General features: G+C 40.9%; 10 protein-coding genes and 2 pseudogenes. 2 read left to right on the top strand and 10 right to left on the bottom strand.

Annotated features, from left to right (window positions below; all coding sequences use genetic code 11):
• Positions 1–31: 31 nt before the first annotated feature.
• From IT970_RS03315 to IT970_RS03290, 6 genes and pseudogenes are all read right to left on the bottom strand, one after another.
• The gene (locus tag IT970_RS03315) at positions 32–727 is read right to left on the bottom strand and encodes a HupE/UreJ family protein (RefSeq protein ID WP_126873610.1); all 696 of its coding nucleotides are present in this window, start codon (positions 725–727) and stop codon (positions 32–34) included.
• Positions 717–3,858 (bottom strand): annotated as a pseudogene (locus tag IT970_RS03310) (efflux RND transporter permease subunit). Before IT970_RS03310 ends, IT970_RS03315 begins: the two are co-directional and overlap by 11 nt.
• A 10-nt stretch (positions 3,859–3,868) precedes the next feature.
• A complete protein-coding gene (locus IT970_RS03305; RefSeq protein WP_126873594.1) occupies positions 3,869–5,101 on the bottom strand; it encodes an efflux RND transporter periplasmic adaptor subunit in 1,233 nt (410 codons plus the stop codon).
• A gap of 16 nt (positions 5,102–5,117) precedes the next feature.
• Positions 5,118–6,443 (bottom strand): TolC family protein, encoded by a 1,326-nt coding sequence (locus IT970_RS03300; RefSeq protein WP_126873595.1) that lies wholly within the window; start codon positions 6,441–6,443, stop codon positions 5,118–5,120.
• 13 nt (positions 6,444–6,456) lie between these two features.
• A complete protein-coding gene (locus IT970_RS03295; RefSeq protein ID WP_126873597.1) occupies positions 6,457–7,446 on the bottom strand; it encodes a M56 family metallopeptidase in 990 nt (329 codons plus the stop codon).
• A gap of 2 nt (positions 7,447–7,448) precedes the next feature.
• Positions 7,449–7,832: a BlaI/MecI/CopY family transcriptional regulator gene (locus IT970_RS03290; RefSeq protein WP_028834938.1), complete on the bottom strand. Its 384-nt coding sequence runs from the start codon at positions 7,830–7,832 to the stop codon at positions 7,449–7,451.
• Positions 7,833–7,916: 84 nt separating this feature from the next.
• On the opposite strand from IT970_RS03290, the gene IT970_RS03285 reads away from it, so the two are divergent.
• Both IT970_RS03285 and ltrA read left to right on the top strand, forming a co-directional pair.
• A complete protein-coding gene (locus IT970_RS03285; protein WP_130051661.1) occupies positions 7,917–8,270 on the top strand; it encodes a DUF3147 family protein in 354 nt (117 codons plus the stop codon).
• A gap of 641 nt (positions 8,271–8,911) precedes the next feature.
• Positions 8,912–10,383, top strand: a pseudogene (gene ltrA / locus IT970_RS16115) (group II intron reverse transcriptase/maturase).
• Between the two features lie 221 nt (positions 10,384–10,604).
• Here the strand turns inward: ltrA and IT970_RS03275 are convergent.
• The 4 genes from IT970_RS03275 to gmtZ are packed head-to-tail and all read right to left on the bottom strand — an operon-like array spanning position 10,605 to position 17,706.
• Positions 10,605–12,752, bottom strand: a complete 2,148-nt coding sequence (locus IT970_RS03275; RefSeq protein WP_196857603.1) for an AAA family ATPase — start codon at positions 12,750–12,752, stop codon at positions 10,605–10,607.
• Positions 12,749–13,189 carry a VPA1267 family protein gene (locus IT970_RS03270; protein WP_231387310.1) on the bottom strand — a complete coding sequence of 147 codons (441 nt, stop codon included), beginning with the start codon at positions 13,187–13,189 and terminating at the stop codon, positions 12,749–12,751. Before IT970_RS03270 ends, IT970_RS03275 begins: the two co-directional genes overlap by 4 nt.
• On the bottom strand, positions 13,179–13,856 hold the full coding sequence (gmtX, locus tag IT970_RS03265) for a gamma-mobile-trio protein GmtX (protein WP_196857602.1): 678 nt from the start codon (positions 13,854–13,856) through the stop codon (positions 13,179–13,181). Before gmtX ends, IT970_RS03270 begins: the two co-directional genes overlap by 11 nt.
• Positions 13,849–17,706 (bottom strand): gamma-mobile-trio integrase GmtZ, encoded by a 3,858-nt coding sequence (gene gmtZ, locus IT970_RS03260; protein WP_196857601.1) that lies wholly within the window; start codon positions 17,704–17,706, stop codon positions 13,849–13,851. The genes gmtX and gmtZ overlap by 8 nt, the downstream gene beginning before the upstream one ends.

Here is a 17,706-nt window from a genome sequence, read left to right as displayed (position 1 = left end):
TATTTCTGTATTTCTATAAGTTAAAAATCGATTAAATGGTAAAGTAACCAGCAAGTTGTAAGCCCATCAACATCACACCAGCACTCATTAGTGCGGTATTTGTGACTGTCGAAAAGCGTTGAAATGAAGGCAGTTTTCGCCATGCATTTATCATGATCAAAATAAGTGCGAGCGCAGCAAATTGACCAAGTTCAACACCTAAGTTAAAGGCAATCAGGTTGGTAATAAGACCTTCATCAGCTAGGCTAAACTCTTGTAATTTGGTAGCTAAACCAAAGCCATGAAACAGACCGAAAATCAGCACCGCCCATTGGGTATTAGGCTGCCAATTAAAGCAAAGCTTAAAGCCACCTAGATTATCGAAGCCCTTATAAATTACGGAAAAACCGATAATGGCATCAATTAAATAAGCATTGACCTGTATGTCACTTAACACACCAAATAACAGGGTTGTACTATGCCCAATAGTAAACATGGTGACGTACAACAGTACGTCACGGCTACGATATAAAAAGAAGATAACACCGACTAAAAACAGCAAGTGGTCATAGCCCGTTATCATATGCTTAGCGCCTATATATAAAAACGGGATAAACTGTACTCCATTATTTTGCTCTAAAAATGCTCTGGTTTTATCATCGACTCCGTGAGCAAAAGCTTCGATACTGACAAGCGCTAACAGCGCAATCGTCAGATAAGTCAGTACTTTAATCATGTTACTTGGCATCTTGAGACTCCAATACTTCAACATCAGTCAAAATAGACTCCTTTTCTTTATGTAAAATTCTGTATAAGGCAGGGATGACAAACAGAGTCAAAATCGTTGACGAAATAATGCCACCAATGACTACTGTTGCCAGAGGCCGCTGAACCTCCGAGCCTATGCCTGTATTTAACGCCATAGGAATAAAACCTAATGAAGCAACGAGTGCGGTTGTTAACACAGGTCGAAGACGCGTCAGCGCACCATCAAAGATTGCTTTATCAAGTGCCAAACCATCTTTGCGCAGTTCTCTGATAAACGACACCATAACCAGTCCATTTAGGATGGCGATGCCCGATAAGGCGATAAAGCCAACCGCTGCCGAAATTGAGAACGGAATATCACGTAGTAACAGCGCAGCAATACCACCAGTTAATGCAAGCGGAACCCCCGTAAAGATGATCATGGCATCTTTAAACGAGTTAAGGGCGAGGATTAATAAACCAACAATCATGATTAAAGTGACAGGTACAACAATACTCAGGCGCTCTGAAGCGGATTGCAGTTTTTGGTAAGTGCCGCCATATTCCACCCAATAACCAGCAGGTACTTCAACGTTTTCATTAATGGCTGCTTGTATGTCTGCAACAAAACTACCTAAGTCCCTACCACGAACATTGGCAGTTACTACCAATCTACGTTTACCATTTTCACGATTTATTTGGTTAGCACCCGATATCAGCTCAATATCAACCAATTCTTTAAGTGGTACTGTATGTCCATCAGCCAACGTTATCGGTAAATAAGGTATTGAATCGATATCATTACGTTTGGATTCTGTGAGCCTTACTACAATATCTGAGCGCACATCGCCTTGATAAAACTTACCTGCAACTGTACCGCCCATAGCCATTGCCACTTGAGACTGTACTTGGCTAATACTAATACCAAACTGCATCAGTTTTTCACGATTTGGCACAAGATTAAGCATGGGTAAACCAGTGGTTTGCTCAACTTGTATATCTACGGCACCTTCAACCTGAGAGATTGCACCCTCTATCTCACTGCCTAACGTAGTCAACGTATCAAAGTCATCACCAAACACTTTTATCGCAAGTTCAGCTCTCACCCCAGCTAACAATTCGTTAAAACGCATTTGTATTGGCTGTAAAAACTCATATCGGTTCCCCGGAATTGGCTCTACTAGCGCGGCTAACTCTTCTACAACTTGAGTTTTTGTCTTATCTGGATCAGGCCACAACTCGCGAGGTTTCAGGATAATGAAGTTATCTGCGACACTTGGCGGAACGGCATCAGTTGCAACGTCGGCAGTGCCTATTTTGGCAAAGACGCGTTCAACTTCTGGCATTTGTTTAATTTTATCTTCTAAAGATTCCTGAAGCGCGATTGCTTGAGACAATGACGTACCCGGAATTCGCAGCGCGTGCATGGCAATATCACCTTCATCCAAATTAGGCGCAAATTCACTACCTAACTTAGTTGCCTGATAACCTGAGAAACCCACTAATACTGTTGCGGCTATAACAACGAACCAACGGGCTTTTAAAACCCAGTTTAAAGCAGGCTTGTAAAGAACAGTAGCACCACGAATTATTGGGCTATGTTTTTCTTTCACAGGCTTTTTAAATAACAAGGCAACCATAGCGGGTACAAAGGTAACCGATAACACCATAGCGCTAAGTAACGCGATAACCACGGTGATCGCCATCGGGTGGAACATTTTGCCTTCAACACCCTCAAGAGCAAAAATTGGTAAGTAAACAGCGGTGATAATAAACACGCCAAATAGCGCTGGACGTATGACTTCCTTTGTGGCTTCGAACACGAGTTCCATGCGTTCTTTTAGCGGCAGAGGTTTGTTTCCTGCTTGACTTAGCCTGCGAAGACAATTTTCCACGATAATAATGGCACCATCGACTAACAAACCAAAATCTAACGCGCCTAAACTCATCAGGTTAGCACTCACGCGAGTTTGTACCATACCTGTTACTGTCATCAACATGGCAAATGGGATCACTAAGGCTGTTAAAAATGCAGCCCTGAAATTACCCAGTAGCACAAAGAGTACAACGATAACCAATATCGCCCCTTCGATCAGGTTAAGCTGAACCGTTTGTAGCGTTTTATCTACTAATTTAGTGCGATCATAAACAGCAGTTGCGACTATACCTTCTGGTAAAGTGGCGTTAATTTCCTTGAGCTTTTCTCCCACGGCATGAGCTACTGTGCGGCTATTTTCGCCAATAAGCATAAATACCGTACTCATCACCACTTCACGACCATTTTGTGTAGCAGCGCCAGTTCTAAGCCCTTTGCCGTTTTCAATATCGGCTACGTCTTTTATATAAATTGATGAACCATCAAGCGACTTAAGCGGAATATTACCAATGGCAGTCATATCAGTAACCTGACCGGGCAGCCTTAACAACCACTGTGCATTTTGCTCAATAAAGCCTGCACCTTGGTTTTGGTTGTTTTGCGAAATTGCATCAACCACATCGGCTTGTGACAGCCCAAAAGCAAGTAACTTTTCAGGTTTGAAAGCGACTAATATTTCACGCTCAAATCCGCCTATCGGGTTCACTTCTACTACAACCCGGCACCCGCATTAACTGTGGTCTTATTGTCCAGTCATGTACGGTTCGTAAATCCGTTGGTGTAATAGGCGTGCCATCAGCATGTGTAGCATCAGGCTCAGCATCAACAGTGAACATGAATATTTCACCAAGACCTGTCGCAATTGGCCCAAGTTGAGGCTCTAAGCCCAGCGGTAACTCAGCGCGTGCCGCTGATAAACGCTCATTAACAAGCTGACGGGCAAAATAGACATCAGTATCATCACTGAATATTGCAACCACTTGAGATAGGCCATAACGAGAAACTGAGCGGGTATAGGTTAACCCCGGTAAACCCGACAATGCGGTCTCTAACGGAAAAGTTACCCTTTGCTCAACTTCTAATGGCGTAAACCCAGCCGCTTCGGTATTGATCATTACCTGCACATTGGTGATATCAGGCACTGCATCAATCGGTAGTTTGGTAAAATTCCATATACCCAAACCTGACACAGCTAACACCATCACCATGACAAGGAATTTGCGCTTTATTGAAAAGCGTAAAATTGACTCCAACATTTATACACTCCTAGTGATCGTGTGATGCGCCAGACTTTTCAATGTCGGCTTTTAAGATGTAGCTATTGTTGGTCACGTATTCGGTTCCCGCTTTTAGGCCACCTAATACTTCAATCCATTCGCCTCCAGTGCGGCCCAACTCAAGCATACGAACTTCATACTGCTCACCCACTTTGGCGTAAACAACAGTAAAGTCTCTAAAACCTTGTAAGCCAACACGCTTTACAGCCAGTGGCACATCAATGGTTGCAACTTCAATGTCAGCTTTTACGAAGCCGCCTTCGGCAAGGTTACGACCTTCTAATTCGACCCAAACTATTCTTGCCTGATCATCTCTCACGCTAGGTTCAATAAATGACACCTCACCTACAAGGGGGTCCTCATGACCTTCAATGTTTAACGTAACTGGCGTTTCCAGTTTAACCTTGGAATAATCCGAAGGATAAACCGCTAATTTGGCAATATGGCGATTAAGATTGGTAATGGTGAGTAAGGTTTTACCATTAGTTTGCTCACCCGCGTTTGCGAATAACTGGGTAATAACACCGTTAATGGGCGCTTTAATAACGTAGGGCTTAAGACTTTCATTACTTTCTACTGTGAATAGCGTTTGCCCTTTTTTAACAATTTCACCGTAATTGACGTGTAATTTGGTGATTTCACCATCGAAACGCGCAGCAATGTTTCGCTTAGCGTCCACAGGTAAACTTAATTTTCCATAAGCGGGTATGGTTTGATGAATTGTCGCAGGGCCTGCGATTTCAGTGTTGATTTCCATTGCATCGGCAACTGCCTGTTCAATTGTGGTGCGACCCTCGAAGTTGTCATATCGCCAATTGTACTTTTTACCCTGATAAGTTGCTTCAATGGCAACAACAAAAGAGTGAGGCTCATAAATCACCATATCACCGCGAAGAAAGTCACCTTGAGCATTGAAGTTAATATCATCAGTGCCATCGCCTAGGCGAATTAATTTTACGTTTAAATCGACATTCTTTGGGTCTATAGGTTGTCCATCATTTGTCGCCCAAACACGAAACTCTGGTGGCACACCAGTTTCAAAAATAGAGAGTTCAATGGCAAAATCACCATCTCGTAACATGCGCCCACGGTGTGGACCTTTCTCTGGTTCAGCTTGCTCTGCCGCAGGTGTTGATGCTGCAATAGCATTAGGTGCGACGACACCTGTGAATGAGATAATAATCGCCAAGCTCAATGACGACAGAATATTTTTATTTTTCATAAATTTACTCATGGTTTTACTCGCTATCACTAACGGGCACGCCAGTTAGGCGTTGAATTTCAATATGTTGTAAATGCAAAGATTGATAAGCATCAAGTAACTGATTTTGGGCGCTGAGCAGCTCTCTACGTATATCACTCCACTGGTTGTAGCTAAGCTTACCGATATCAAATGCCTGACTTGCTTCAGTCAATGCGGTTTCTAGTACGGGAATAATTTCAGCTTGAATCGTTTCAATGACATGGTGGGAATGCGCCATTTCTTGTAATAGCACATATAGCTGTGCATCCAGTTTCTGCATTAAGGCTTGTTGCTGAGTTGCCAGTACATCTTGTTTTGCGCGTAAGGCCGCTATTGTTCCTGCATTGCTATTGTCATTCCCCCAAGGAATAGATATACCCGCTACTAAACCAAAGTCATTTGTCGCTTCATATCGTCTCAATCCCGCAGTGAGTTGCCACTGAGGTTTTGCTTCAATGCGTGCAAGCTCCATTTGAGACTGAGCGATACGTTGTTCATTAACAAACTGCTGTATTTGTGGGACTTGCTTAAGCTTGATTAGCTGGCTTTCTACCGAGGGAATTTCCGGCTTAAGCATTAAATTCCCAGTTAATTTAAGCTCAGCCTGAGGCTTGCCCCATAAGGATGACAGTTGATAATGACTAGCTTTTAATTCGTGCTCTAAATCTTCTACAGCGAGATTTCTTCGAACCAGCTCGGCTTGAGCCAAGCGCATTTCAACATTGGAACTTTTACCCGCTTTTACTCTTTTGGCAATAGCGTCAACCACTTCCTGTGCCTGAGACACCGCTAATTGATTGAGTTTCAAGCGCTCTTGCTTTATCAAGATTTCAACAAACTGTTTAGCAACAATCGCAGATAAATCGAGGGCTTTTATTTTTTGCTCTACTATTACTGCATTTGCTTGGCTTTTTGCCGCATTAACTCTGCCATCAATTTGATCTTGTTGAAGCAACCAAGAGTATGTGAGCGTTGATTGCATACTTTGTAATGCGCTATGCTCACCTGTCCCTAACGCATCTTCAATCATTAAACCTATTTGAGGACGCTCTCCAATGCCAGCTTGCTCGATATTACCTTGCCACACAGCTTCTTGAGCTATCAAGGCTTTTAGCTCAGGATGACTTTGTAGAGTCATGGTCACAGCCTTGCTTAAATTTATAACCTGATGTGATGACTGTAATTGCTGTTGGGACTGCGCATTAGCCAAAAAGGGAGTTGATGTTACTAAACCAGCCCCCGTTGTTAAAACTAGACCAACAGCCAAAAACCGATTGCCGATCGGTTTTTTTCCGTTGCTTTTATAAAAATTAAATCTCATTCCATATCCTTAATTAATGGATGAAAAAAGTTTCGATAAAGTGATGAAAACTATCGACAGTGGATGCCGCTAGTACTGGCATAGTTGCCAATAATGCTAGAGTAATGATGATAGTAGTAAGTGACGGTTTATTAATTGGATTTAATAAACCCTCAACACGAAGACTCGTGTAATCATGTCCGAAGTAGCTAACAGACGCCTGATCGCAGTCCGTAGGAAGTGCTTTTTGAAGTCTAGCGACATCAATTAATGTCTGTGCGATATCAAGGTGGTCGTATTCTTTTGTGACCTCATTGTCGGCCATCTTTTCCGTCATTAAGACATATTGCTCGATTAGGGTTTGTTTTATACGTGACGGATAGAAGCTGGCAAGTGCCGTGAAAAGCACTTTAAATAACGGGTCTCTTGCCGTTACATGGGCCAGTTCATGATTAACGATGATATTAAGTTGTTCATCGCTAACTTGGGTTTGTAGTCCGGTTGATACATATATCTTGGGAGATATAAAACCTGTAGTAAAGGCAACAGGCACTTTAACAGGCATCAATAAATATTGATTGCCATTAGTCGTCCTAGCACCTTGTGCATCAGTAAAGCTTAGTAAACTCGATAATGCGATGGACTGTTTGGTTCTAACAAAGGTAGTCTTAGTTACGCGCCAAGCTAAATAGATTAGTGCTAAAAGTAAGGTTAACGCGTGCCAACTTGAAAAGCTAAAAATATCGATATGGTGCCAATGGGCAAAATCTTCGAACCAGCTTATGTTAAAAACTTTATCAAACCCTAACGAGTAAGGCATAAAGTAACCAATACAAGAAAAGGCTATCCACCAAGGTGCACTCACTAGTGACCACAATATAAACTTTTGACTATTAAAACTGACTTGTTTGAGTCTGAACAACACAAAACGAGATACGACAGCAACAGTTGCAATACCGATCACAAATGCAAGCACTGAAACACTGAGCAAATTTAGAACGATTGCCATATCTCCAACTAACATAATTAAGCCCGTTCCTTTCTTAGCTGGCGTTGTTTCTCGATCATTTTTTCTAATGTATCGAGTTGTTCGTCATTAAGCTGTGCCGAAGCAGAACTGAACGCTGCAATTAAGCTATTTTCACCATCATCAACAAAGTCACTGGTTACATTTGAAATAAGTTGAGCAATTAAGCCTTCACGATCTACTCTGGCTGAATAACAATACGCATGGCCTTGTTTAGTGCGTTTAAGTAATTCTTTTTTAAATAACCTATCAAGCGTACTTTGGATAGTATTTAACGAATTACCACGAGCTAACCCCAGTACTTTATGTACTTGCTTTGCATCCGCCTCTTTGACATTCCAGAAATGTTGAAGCACTAATTTTTCTAGTTCACCTAATTGCATAACACTTTACTCTATTTAATTCGCTGGCTATATTGCCACAACAAAAACCGATAGGCAATCGGTTTTTAGATTTAAGGGTATTATATGGGTTGGCTAATAACTAAGTATTTGATCACCGCTACGGTCATTGTCGCGGCATCGGAGCTAGCAAAACGAAATGATAAACTAGGCGCACTCATAGTGGCCTTACCGACAGTCACAATTTTAGCCATGATTTGGTTATATGTTGAAAAGCAGCCGTCAGAGAAAATAGCCAATCATGCTTGGTACACTTTTTGGTATGTACTTCTCACATTGCCCATGTTTTTACTTTTCCCCATGCTGATGCAGCGCTACAGTTTTTGGCTATCGTTACTCATCAGCTCATTAATAACTGTAATTTGCTTTTGGCTGTTTTCTTTATTGCTGAAGCTGTTTGGAATAGATTTGCTTCCTTGAGGTTAACAGCAAGGTCCTTTGTTCACCCCACAGCTGCCATTAGAGTATTTACGTTAACGCGTAATGGGGCGTGCGACGTGAAGTCGTATGAAGCGCTGTTCACCGCTTAATGAGTGAACCATCTGTATCACCAGATGATCCTAGGAGCCTGAATAAAGTAGCGGCTCTGACAATGTAACGAAGGTTGGTATGCGCCAATCGGGATCTTAATCGTGAGAGGACGATCCTCCTGATAACCACAAATCGGGTGAGTGCTAGGCAGTCAGTATGATGAACATAAGTGAATCCGCGTAAGGTGCGTTATACGATGAAACAGCGGAAGTGGTTAATACGCTGTAGCCAAAAGGCGCGAGAGTCGGAAAGAGATTGCCCCATGCTCTTTCGTGATCACTGAACTCTCCGCACTATAGCGGGCATCTAACCTGACATTGCGCAACATACGGAACACGGTAAGCCTGTATCACTCCCTTTGGGAAAGCTTATATAGCCGATAGTGATGCAGGTAGAGGATGTTGGAGAAAGCAAAGGCTGGATTGTAATGATGCAGATACAGACGTCTGTCTGGCACGAAAGTGAGCTGACTTCCGACTGGTCTTCCTTTGCAAGAGAATTTGAAGAACTTTATTCAAGGAGAAACGCAAATGATGATTTCAAAAGAGATTAGTGCCTCTCCTGACAGTGCTCAATGGCAATCCATAAATTGGAAAACTGTTGAGTCACACGTTTTAAAGCTTCAGATGCGTATTGCAAAAGCAACAAGAGAAAGTAAACACGGCAAAGCGAAAGCATTGCAGTGGATACTGACTCACTCGCATTCGGCAAAACTTCTTGCTGTTAAGCGAGTATCACAAAACAAAGGCAGTAAAACGCCCGGAATAGACGGCGTCATCTGGAATACGGATACGCGCCGCATGAAAGCAGTCAATCAATTGAGCAGAAAAGCTTATCAAGCCAAACCGCTCAAGCGTATCTACATCCCTAAGAAAAACGGCAAGCTCAGACCTTTGGGTATCCCGTGTATGGTCGATAGAGCGCTGCAAGCGCTTCATCTTCTCGCACTAGAGCCTGTGTCAGAAACACTTGCTGACCCAAATAGTTACGGCTTTCGGCGCAACAGAAGTACTGCTGATGCTATTGCTCAGTGTTTTCTCTGTTTGAGTAAAAAGCAATCCGCTCAATGGGTTCTTGAGGGAGATATTAAAGCCTGTTTCGACAAAATTGGGCATCAATGGCTTATGAATAATATAGCTGTAGATAAACGAATGTTGGAACAATGGTTAAAGTCTGGTTTTATGGACAAAGGGCTGTTCTATCGCACTGACGAGGGAACACCACAAGGCGGGATCATATCTCCAACCTTGATGCTGATGACTCTTGCAGGTCTTGAGCAACGCATAAAGTCCACCGCACTTAAAAATGGGGCGAGAGCCAACTTTATAGGATACGCTGATGATTTCGTCGTCACTTGCACTTCAAAGGACGTGCTGGAGAACGATATCAAACCGTTGATTGCTGACTTCTTAGCACACAGAGGCTTAACGCTCTCCGAAGAGAAAACGCAATTACTCACATTAGCCGTGGTTTTGACTTCCTAGGCTTTAACCATAGGAAGTACAAAGGAAAGCTGCTCATTAAACCGAGTAAATCTAACACGTTAATATTTCTGAGTAACTTGCGCGAACTCACTAAAAAGCACGCAACCACCCCCGTTAACGATCTAATCAAGTTGATAAATCCGAAACTCAGGGGTTGGTCGAATTACTATCGCCATTGCGTTGCCAAACAAGTATTCGGATATGTGAGCCACAAACTATTTCTAGCGTTATGGCATTGGGCTAAAAGGCGTCATCCAACAAAATCCAAAACTTGGATCGCCATGAAGTACTTTATCAACCGTCGAGGCCAATGGCAATTTCACGGTTGGCAGAAGAGCATGAATATGGATTGTCAGTTTAATCTATTTCAAATAGCTAAGGTGCCAATAGAGAGACATGTGAAAATCAGGAGTGAAGCTACGCCTTTTGATCCTTTATACCAAGAATACTTGGCAAAGAGAAAAGCAAAGAGGCAATGCCGCAACTCTTGGAATGAGCCTAATCTCGCTGCTTTATAAGTTGCTGGGTACCAATTAGGTGCCTTCGTGAAGGCTTGAGCCGTATGCAGTGAAAGTTGCACGTACGGTTCTTAGGAGGGCGACACTTGGTAACAGGTGTCGTCTATCCGACAGAACCAATTTAGAGCAGACTGTCAGATATAGTCACATCAAGAAAACGAAACTGACAGATTATATTCAGACTAATCCAATTTTTAGATCCAATTTAGATGCTCTATTTCTTATATCCGCAACATTTCATAAAGGTAGCTATTTCTATTGTTTGAGTTACTAGGTAATTGGATGATTGATTTAAAATCTTCAGATGAACCGACAATGTGTATTTCATTTTCAGCCCGAGTGATAGCTGTATAAAGCCATGCCCTGTCAACAATTCGACCTTTTTGAAGCGCTATGATTACTCTAGGAAACTGAGAACCCTGGGCTTTGTGTAACGTTATCGCATACCCTAATTCCATTCCATCAAGCACTTGCTGAGTGATTTCAACTTTATCACCAACATCTAGTGTCACTTCACCAAATGCGCCTTCGGTAGAAATAACCGAAGTGAGTTCCCCAAGCGAGCCGTTATTAATTCCTTTATCGTATAAGTTCTGAGTGAACAGTATTTGATCATTAATTCTAAGATTTACATGAAACTCATCGCCATGGAGATTGAACTTTAATTGCTCCCCATGCTCATTAACAGCATCCTGAATTTGATTATTAATGTCTTGAACCAGTTTTTTAGTCGGTGCCATAACACGGCTATTGTATGGTGACTCTTCATATAACTCGCAACATACATCTGCAATAAGGTGCTTAGGAGTTTCGTGAAAGTATACTGCGGCAGAACTTAAATTTTCAGGGATTTGGCCTTGGTTAATTTGCTTTGAATATTCAGGTATACCGGTTGAGCCTTCCTGGCGTTTTACGGTATCCAGCACAGTGTTTGCAATAGTATTCGATAGAACTATGTCTGCAAGAACCTTACCGCAACCTATTGGTGGTAGTTGGTCAGGGTCTCCTGTGAATATAATGCGTACCTCTGGATGATGATGGTTTACCAAGCGATACATTGTGGGCAAATCGATCATACTGGCTTCATCAATAACCAATAGGTGCTTTGGTTGTTCATTACTTGGTTCAATTGGTGCATCACGAAGTAATTTGGCGATGGTTGAAGTAACAAAACCTATTGATTCATGTAACCTCATTGCCGCTCTGCCACTTAGTGCAACTGCGTGAATTTCATATCCTAGATGATGATATGCTCTTAGTGCCGTTCTGAGAACAGTTGTCTTTCCCGTTCCAGCCCCACCGGTTATACAGCTTACTCTATTATCTAAACATGTTATTACTGCTTCAGTTTGTTTTTGGGTAAGCTCGTAAGGCAATTGTTCAACAGCAAAGCAATATGCAGAATTTGCATTTTCGTCATATAAATTATTTTGCCTAGCAAGCTTATTCAGTCGTTTTGCAACGACATTCTCCATCAGTAATTGTGCTGTTGGATGATATGTACCTAATTGATGATTAAGAACGTATTGAGCCTTATGATGTCCAGCTTTAAACGCCTTGGCACATAACTCTTTGTCTTTTAATAAAGCAGCTAACTTTGGCTTAAGCTCATTTTGTGTTGTATAAGTGTGACCCAATTCTATTTGTTTGCGAATTGCAATTTCTAACGCTGCGCTTAGGCGTTTGGGTTCATCCTCGTCACGGTCGAATATGGTAATAGCGAGTTTATCTGCATCCTCAAATGACATACCAAAACCGATCAATAGATACGGATTTTCCTTAATGGCGGTGACGGACTTTTCGTTATGATGCTTAAGCAAACGCTGTTGAATAGAAGAAGGTATATGGTGATTTGACATCCAGTTACACGCGCTTAAATTAGCATACTTGGCATAGCCTTTATAAAGTGCATTGATGGACTCTTCGCTTAGAAGGCTGCTAAGTCGACTTCTCGACTCTGTTGTGTCTTTCTTAGCAAGATGATGAAAGTCACTCCCCAAGGCATTCCACAACCGCCTGGCTTTACTTTCACCGATACCTATAAAGTCTTTTTCGTTGGATATAAACTTTATGAGTTGTTCACCAATTTCAGGAAGAGAGCATTTTGCTTCAATTGGTGAGTCAAAAACATGCTGTGTCATGACATAGCCATTGTTCACATACTCACTGAGGGTTTTTACACCTTTAACTTCCCAGTGTTGACCAATGGCCGGACTCACAGGGAGGCTATCAGGGCATGCTTTAACTGAAACAGTGTACTTTCCGCTGTGCATTTTATAGCTATTTTTTTTGAGCGGGATGCCCATGAAAATCACATGTTTATTGCTATGAAACCTTATGCTAGTTACACGAAAATACTCTGTATTCATCGAGGCATAAACCCCATTTCATAAAGGGTGTCCGATAACTCACCAAAGCGCTCAAGCTTAGATTCTAATTCTTTGATTTTAGCTTTCAGTTCAATATTCTCGGCTTCAATAGCCGATAGCCTTTTCGACTCAAGGTGTCTTTTATGAGTAGTGTTGTCGTATTGCTTGGGTTTATCTGATTCTTCTTTTGCCTTTACTGTTAAGGGAGGTAACACACCTTCCTTGCGAAGCCTATCTTCCAAGTTGCCAAGAGCTGTTTTAAGCGCTGGGTTCTGATTAAGAGCCGATTTACCACAACCGATGGCTTTGGCTATCTCACCGCGATTGAGTTTCTCCCCGTAGATTAACTGAGTGAAATCATCATTGGTTTGAGTCGAAACCCACAGCTCAAAAGCTTTGAGAGTTTGTTGAGCTTTTTGTTGGCCGTTAGCCATCATTTTTTCCTATTAGTGACTGCTCAGACACAACGTTAAGTTTCTCAATCGCATCGACAAACCCACGCTTAGTTAATGCCTTTCCCGATTCATCAATAATCTGACCATCATTTGAGACTGACCAATTTCGACTATTTATGTTATCTTGACTAATAAAGTGTGAAAGTGCTTTCAATTCAATAAGATTTAGATCGATACCTATTGCGGAATGACTAATAGGATTCCCCTGTAAATCACTCCAATCTGGAGCATTCAGCGCCATTTGCTGTTGTTTAATTTGGTTTTCAAGTTTTTTATTCTTAGCTAAAAGATCCAGCATTCGAATTCTAATTTTATGGTCTTCTACACCCGCTAACACATCTTCATAGCTTTCAAGAATTCCTACCCTTTCTTCTTTCTTAGGTTGATACGTTGTAGCGTATGCTTTAATTAGGCTTCGATACACCTTGCCAGAATTTGTTTTATTCCTTATTGCTTGCTCCTTGGGGCCTCCCATCGACTCCGATAGTCGACCAATACTCGCAATAGTAAAATTAAGCCGCCCTTTTTCGAGCTCATTCTCACAAGCTTTTCTAATTATACCTAAACTTTTAATAACACGATGAGAGCTTTCTGATACTAATGAGTCAAAAACACTATCAACCACACTTTGTTTTACTTTATTACTCATGACGACTTGCTACCTTATTAACATTAGAATTTGATGTGAGAGCAGTGTTTATTTGTCCTGACATCAAGAACTCTAACTCTTTCATTGTTGTGCTTTGCTTTTCAATTCCAAGATCTTTCAACGTTATATCAGAATCTTTATCCATCAATTCTGAGACTTTTTCATAGCTTCCAAGTCGCGCAAATAATAGGTTTGTAATCTGATTCCCAACTTCTATTTGTTGCTTTTGTGAAAGTCTAAACATACTAGGAGCAAACCCATTCTTTGAAGCAAAAAGGTCAATGAATTGAGAGCGATTTAAAGAAGCATTTTCGGGGCGAGAGGATTGATAATATGCAGCACTTTGGCAAACCATATCTAGCTGCGTAAATGAGCTTTCTTCAGTTAATTGAACTGATATATCCTCCTTACTTTGTAATGTAATTAAGCTTGTGCTTTGGCCATTTTCACTTTGTGAATCCAATAAGTCTACCGAGTTCATTGAATATCTAATTACAGTGATCATATCTCGTGCCAGACCATCAAAACGTGTTACTTCAGCTTGGTAGTGTGATTCTGATTGCTGAAGAATAAGGTTTTTCGAGAATACTCGACCTTCTTTCATTGCTTCGTACTGCTGATGTTCAAGAACATCTATTTCGCATTGCAGTTCATCTATCCTTATAGCAGCAGTCTTACACTCTAGGCCTAGTTCGTTAGCAAGCATTTGGAGTCCGCCTAAAAAGGCGGGGCCAGTCATGAAAAAACGGCATTGCAAACAATTTTCAACTCCTAAATACCCAGGTTCCACGGAGCCGTAAATATTGCCTGCACGATGAACGATTTCTCCTCCTTTAGAGCACATTGTTCTTCCATTTGGGCAAATCCCATAATCCATAATAGAGTTAAGCGCAGCATGAACATTTAACGCTGATTTTTTTATTTTCCCTTGACTATCAATCAACTCACTTGTCAAAGCATCCATCTTGCGCTGACGAATCATTTGCTCAATTCTTTGTGCTTGATTTTTGATGATCTTCGATTCTGCCGTTTTTAACTCATCGCGAATCGTTTCCGCTTCAACTTTAGTGTAGTAAATGGTCATAACTAATGAAGAGTGTCCCACCAACTTTTGAACTATTTCAGGCGCAATTTTGGCATCTCTAATATATGCAGTAATTAATGAGACTCGCATACTATGCAATGTGAAAAAAGACTTGATGCCTGATAAGCTTGATGACCTAAAACGTGCTCCCTGCATTTTCCTAGCTGCATTTTCTAAAACCGCTGTCAATGGAAGTTCATCATCTTCTATTAGATGAAGTATCCCTGCAAGAGTAGACGAGAGTTGAGCTTGAGTTATTGGACTTTTTCTATCGCCATAACAAGGGTTTCTAAACAGAAAGCAACTTTTTCCCTGATAGCCGTACTTTGATAATTCACCTTGATTAGACTCTTTGTCTATTTTGGCGTTTGCCCAGGCAACAGGAGCATCAATTGGGTTATATTTTTCTTGCCAATTCCTAAGCTGAATGATGAAAGGTAAAACTCGTTCATCAATATATGGTATGTCATATCCAGAGTAACTATTTCTTGCTGTTTTATTCGTATTCACATGTATCTGAATAGAAGAGTTTAAATCAGCAAAATTTGTAGGTTTTAAAAAACCTTGAAATTGTTTTACTGGGATTCGATGGTTATGCATCTGCTTATTTTCTTCCCAATGATAGCTTGCGCCGTTTGATACAAGCTTATATTGATCACATTCACCACTATCAGCCCAAACAACTTGGCAGCCTCTCAAGGGAACATATAATTGTAATAATGTTGCAATCGTCTTCACGGGAGACCAAACCTGGTATTTTTCACCATTAATTCGCCAAACACAATTTGGATCATTTTTATCTATTAGACTTGGTTTTACATCAAACCAATCATTATAGTTGTCGAAGTAATCAGCCTTTTCAGAAACGCGTTTGTATATATCGCCTATGGTTCGAGTTGTTTCAGTAGCTATGAAATCCCTCGCTTTCTGAATATACTTGAAGGGCAGTGCTTTCTTGTTTGATTCATTTAATTTGAGACTTACAAACTCAATTGGAAGAGAGTCAAATCGAATTGGAATTCTGTACCCCTCTAAATAAACAACTTCCCCATCTTCGCTTACATGTGCGCATTTTTTATCCAGCACAAAATCAAAAAATGCCTTAATTTTATTTAATGTTGACTGATTTCTATTGGACTCTGCGAGACTATTAAACCAATCAGTTGGATCAATTAATTCACGATGAACAGAACATTGTGTTTCAACCTCTGGAGCCAAGATATTTTTGTGAAAAGCAAAAAAGTTTCTGATTGTATCTCTTCTTTTCCCTGCGCTTTTCCCTTTAGAGCAAAATAACTCAGCTAAATTTATCCAATCTTTATAATTATCGTCCCCAAATACATCAAATGGTGATGGTTTATAGTTGATTTGACTTAGCCGTGAAACTCCCTTTATCATTTTTATGCTTAGAGGTAGCTTCGGAGTTACCCTAGCAAACTGTTTATATTCCTCAGCGCTTATAATCTTGTTTTTATTGCAAAATAATTGCGCATCTTTTCTAGAGAATAATTGCGATTTATCGAAAGTCAGAAACTGCTCAAATGTTTTAAAACCGTAGCTCTTAAGGGGATCTAATGGGAGTGATCCATATAATTCCCGCAATCCGGCATATTCGTCATAGCTTTGCAGGTTTGGTCGTACATTTTTAATTAATTTCAATGCGTCAAGTGGGCACTCATATTCTATACCGACAAGGCTAACAAAATCATAATATCCATTTAGTTTGTTAAATTTAATAGGGATACGAGGATCACCTGCACCAGCGACTACAAGTTCATGATTTCGTCTTGGCTTTGGACTAAGTGTATCAATCCAAGCTCTCATTTCTGGATAAGTAAATTCTGTGACTCTGAGAAAGTCTCTAATCCCTATGCCTTCTTGTTTGTAATAAGCAATTGGATTTACAGGCAAACGTGGATCTTGCTTATAAAACTTGTAGTATTCTCTTTGTGTCCTTGGAACTGGGTTAAGTTTTTGCGCTGCGCTTTGTGCTTCTTCGAAGGTTTCATAGTAACCTAAAGGTGAACTTGTCCCAAGAAAAGCTGGCCAATTTATCCAACCTTTATCTTTATAAATTCTATCCGGTGTAGCTACTAGACGTGAGTCTTGGGAATATACATTCTGATATTCACTATATGTGTAAGGAACAGGGCTAAGCCTCAGCAGGGCAGATTGTGCCTCATCGTAAGTTTCATAATAACCTAAAGGTGATCCTGTTTTTAAAAATGCAGGCCAAGATATCCACCCCTTATTTTTGTAAATTCTATTGGGTGCTGATGGCAATCTAGGATCTTGTCTATAAACTTCAGAATATTGCTTATTCGTCACTGGAATCGGCTTCAAGTTATTTAACGCAGAAGCCGCATCACCGTAATCTTGGTAAAATTCGCAAGGTATATCTTTACCCAAGAAATCATACCAAGTTGTCCATCCTTTTTTTTGATACATTACTTCAGGCGTCGAAGGTAACTTAGGATCCTGTATTCGAAGCTTTTGATACTGTATCTGACTATTTGGTACTGGTTTTAAACTTTGTACGGATGCTTTTGCCTCTTTGTAAGTAATATAACAACTTGCAGGCTCTTCTTTTTCCAAAAAGTCATACCATGATTTCCAACCGTGTTTTCTGTATATTTGATCAGGTGCTGCTGGAAGCCGAGGGTCCTGAAGATAGCTATTTTGATATTCGTTAATGCTCGTAGGCAGAGGCACTAAGGCTTGGACAGCCACTTTCGCTTCGTCTAAGGTTTTATATTTTGCACTCAT

The organism is Pseudoalteromonas sp. A41-2 (assembly GCF_015767615.1).
In the GTDB taxonomy this organism is placed as follows: Bacteria; Pseudomonadota; Gammaproteobacteria; order Enterobacterales; family Alteromonadaceae; genus Pseudoalteromonas; species Pseudoalteromonas lipolytica.
This window is presented reverse-complemented; position numbering and strand designations above follow the sequence as displayed.

What these genes read in the sequence shown, in the direction of transcription:
- IT970_RS03270 (WP_231387310.1), bottom strand. Translation starts at nt 13,189, where the DNA reads ATGATGGCTAACGGCCAACAAAAAGCTCAACAAACTCTCAAAGCTTTT.
- gmtZ (WP_196857601.1), bottom strand. Translation starts at nt 17,706, where the DNA reads ATGAGTGCAAAATATAAAACCTTAGACGAAGCGAAAGTGGCTGTCCAA.
- gmtX (WP_196857602.1), bottom strand. Translation starts at nt 13,856, where the DNA reads ATGAGTAATAAAGTAAAACAAAGTGTGGTTGATAGTGTTTTTGACTCA.
- IT970_RS03290 (WP_028834938.1), bottom strand. Translation starts at nt 7,832, where the DNA reads ATGCAATTAGGTGAACTAGAAAAATTAGTGCTTCAACATTTCTGGAAT.
- IT970_RS03300 (WP_126873595.1), bottom strand. Translation starts at nt 6,443, where the DNA reads ATGAGATTTAATTTTTATAAAAGCAACGGAAAAAAACCGATCGGCAAT.
- IT970_RS03295 (WP_126873597.1), bottom strand. Translation starts at nt 7,446, where the DNA reads ATGTTAGTTGGAGATATGGCAATCGTTCTAAATTTGCTCAGTGTTTCA.
- IT970_RS03285 (WP_130051661.1), top strand. Translation starts at nt 7,917, where the DNA reads ATGGGTTGGCTAATAACTAAGTATTTGATCACCGCTACGGTCATTGTC.
- IT970_RS03305 (WP_126873594.1), bottom strand. Translation starts at nt 5,101, where the DNA reads ATGAAAAATAAAAATATTCTGTCGTCATTGAGCTTGGCGATTATTATC.
- IT970_RS03275 (WP_196857603.1), bottom strand. Translation starts at nt 12,752, where the DNA reads ATGAATACAGAGTATTTTCGTGTAACTAGCATAAGGTTTCATAGCAAT.
- IT970_RS03315 (WP_126873610.1), bottom strand. Translation starts at nt 727, where the DNA reads ATGCCAAGTAACATGATTAAAGTACTGACTTATCTGACGATTGCGCTG.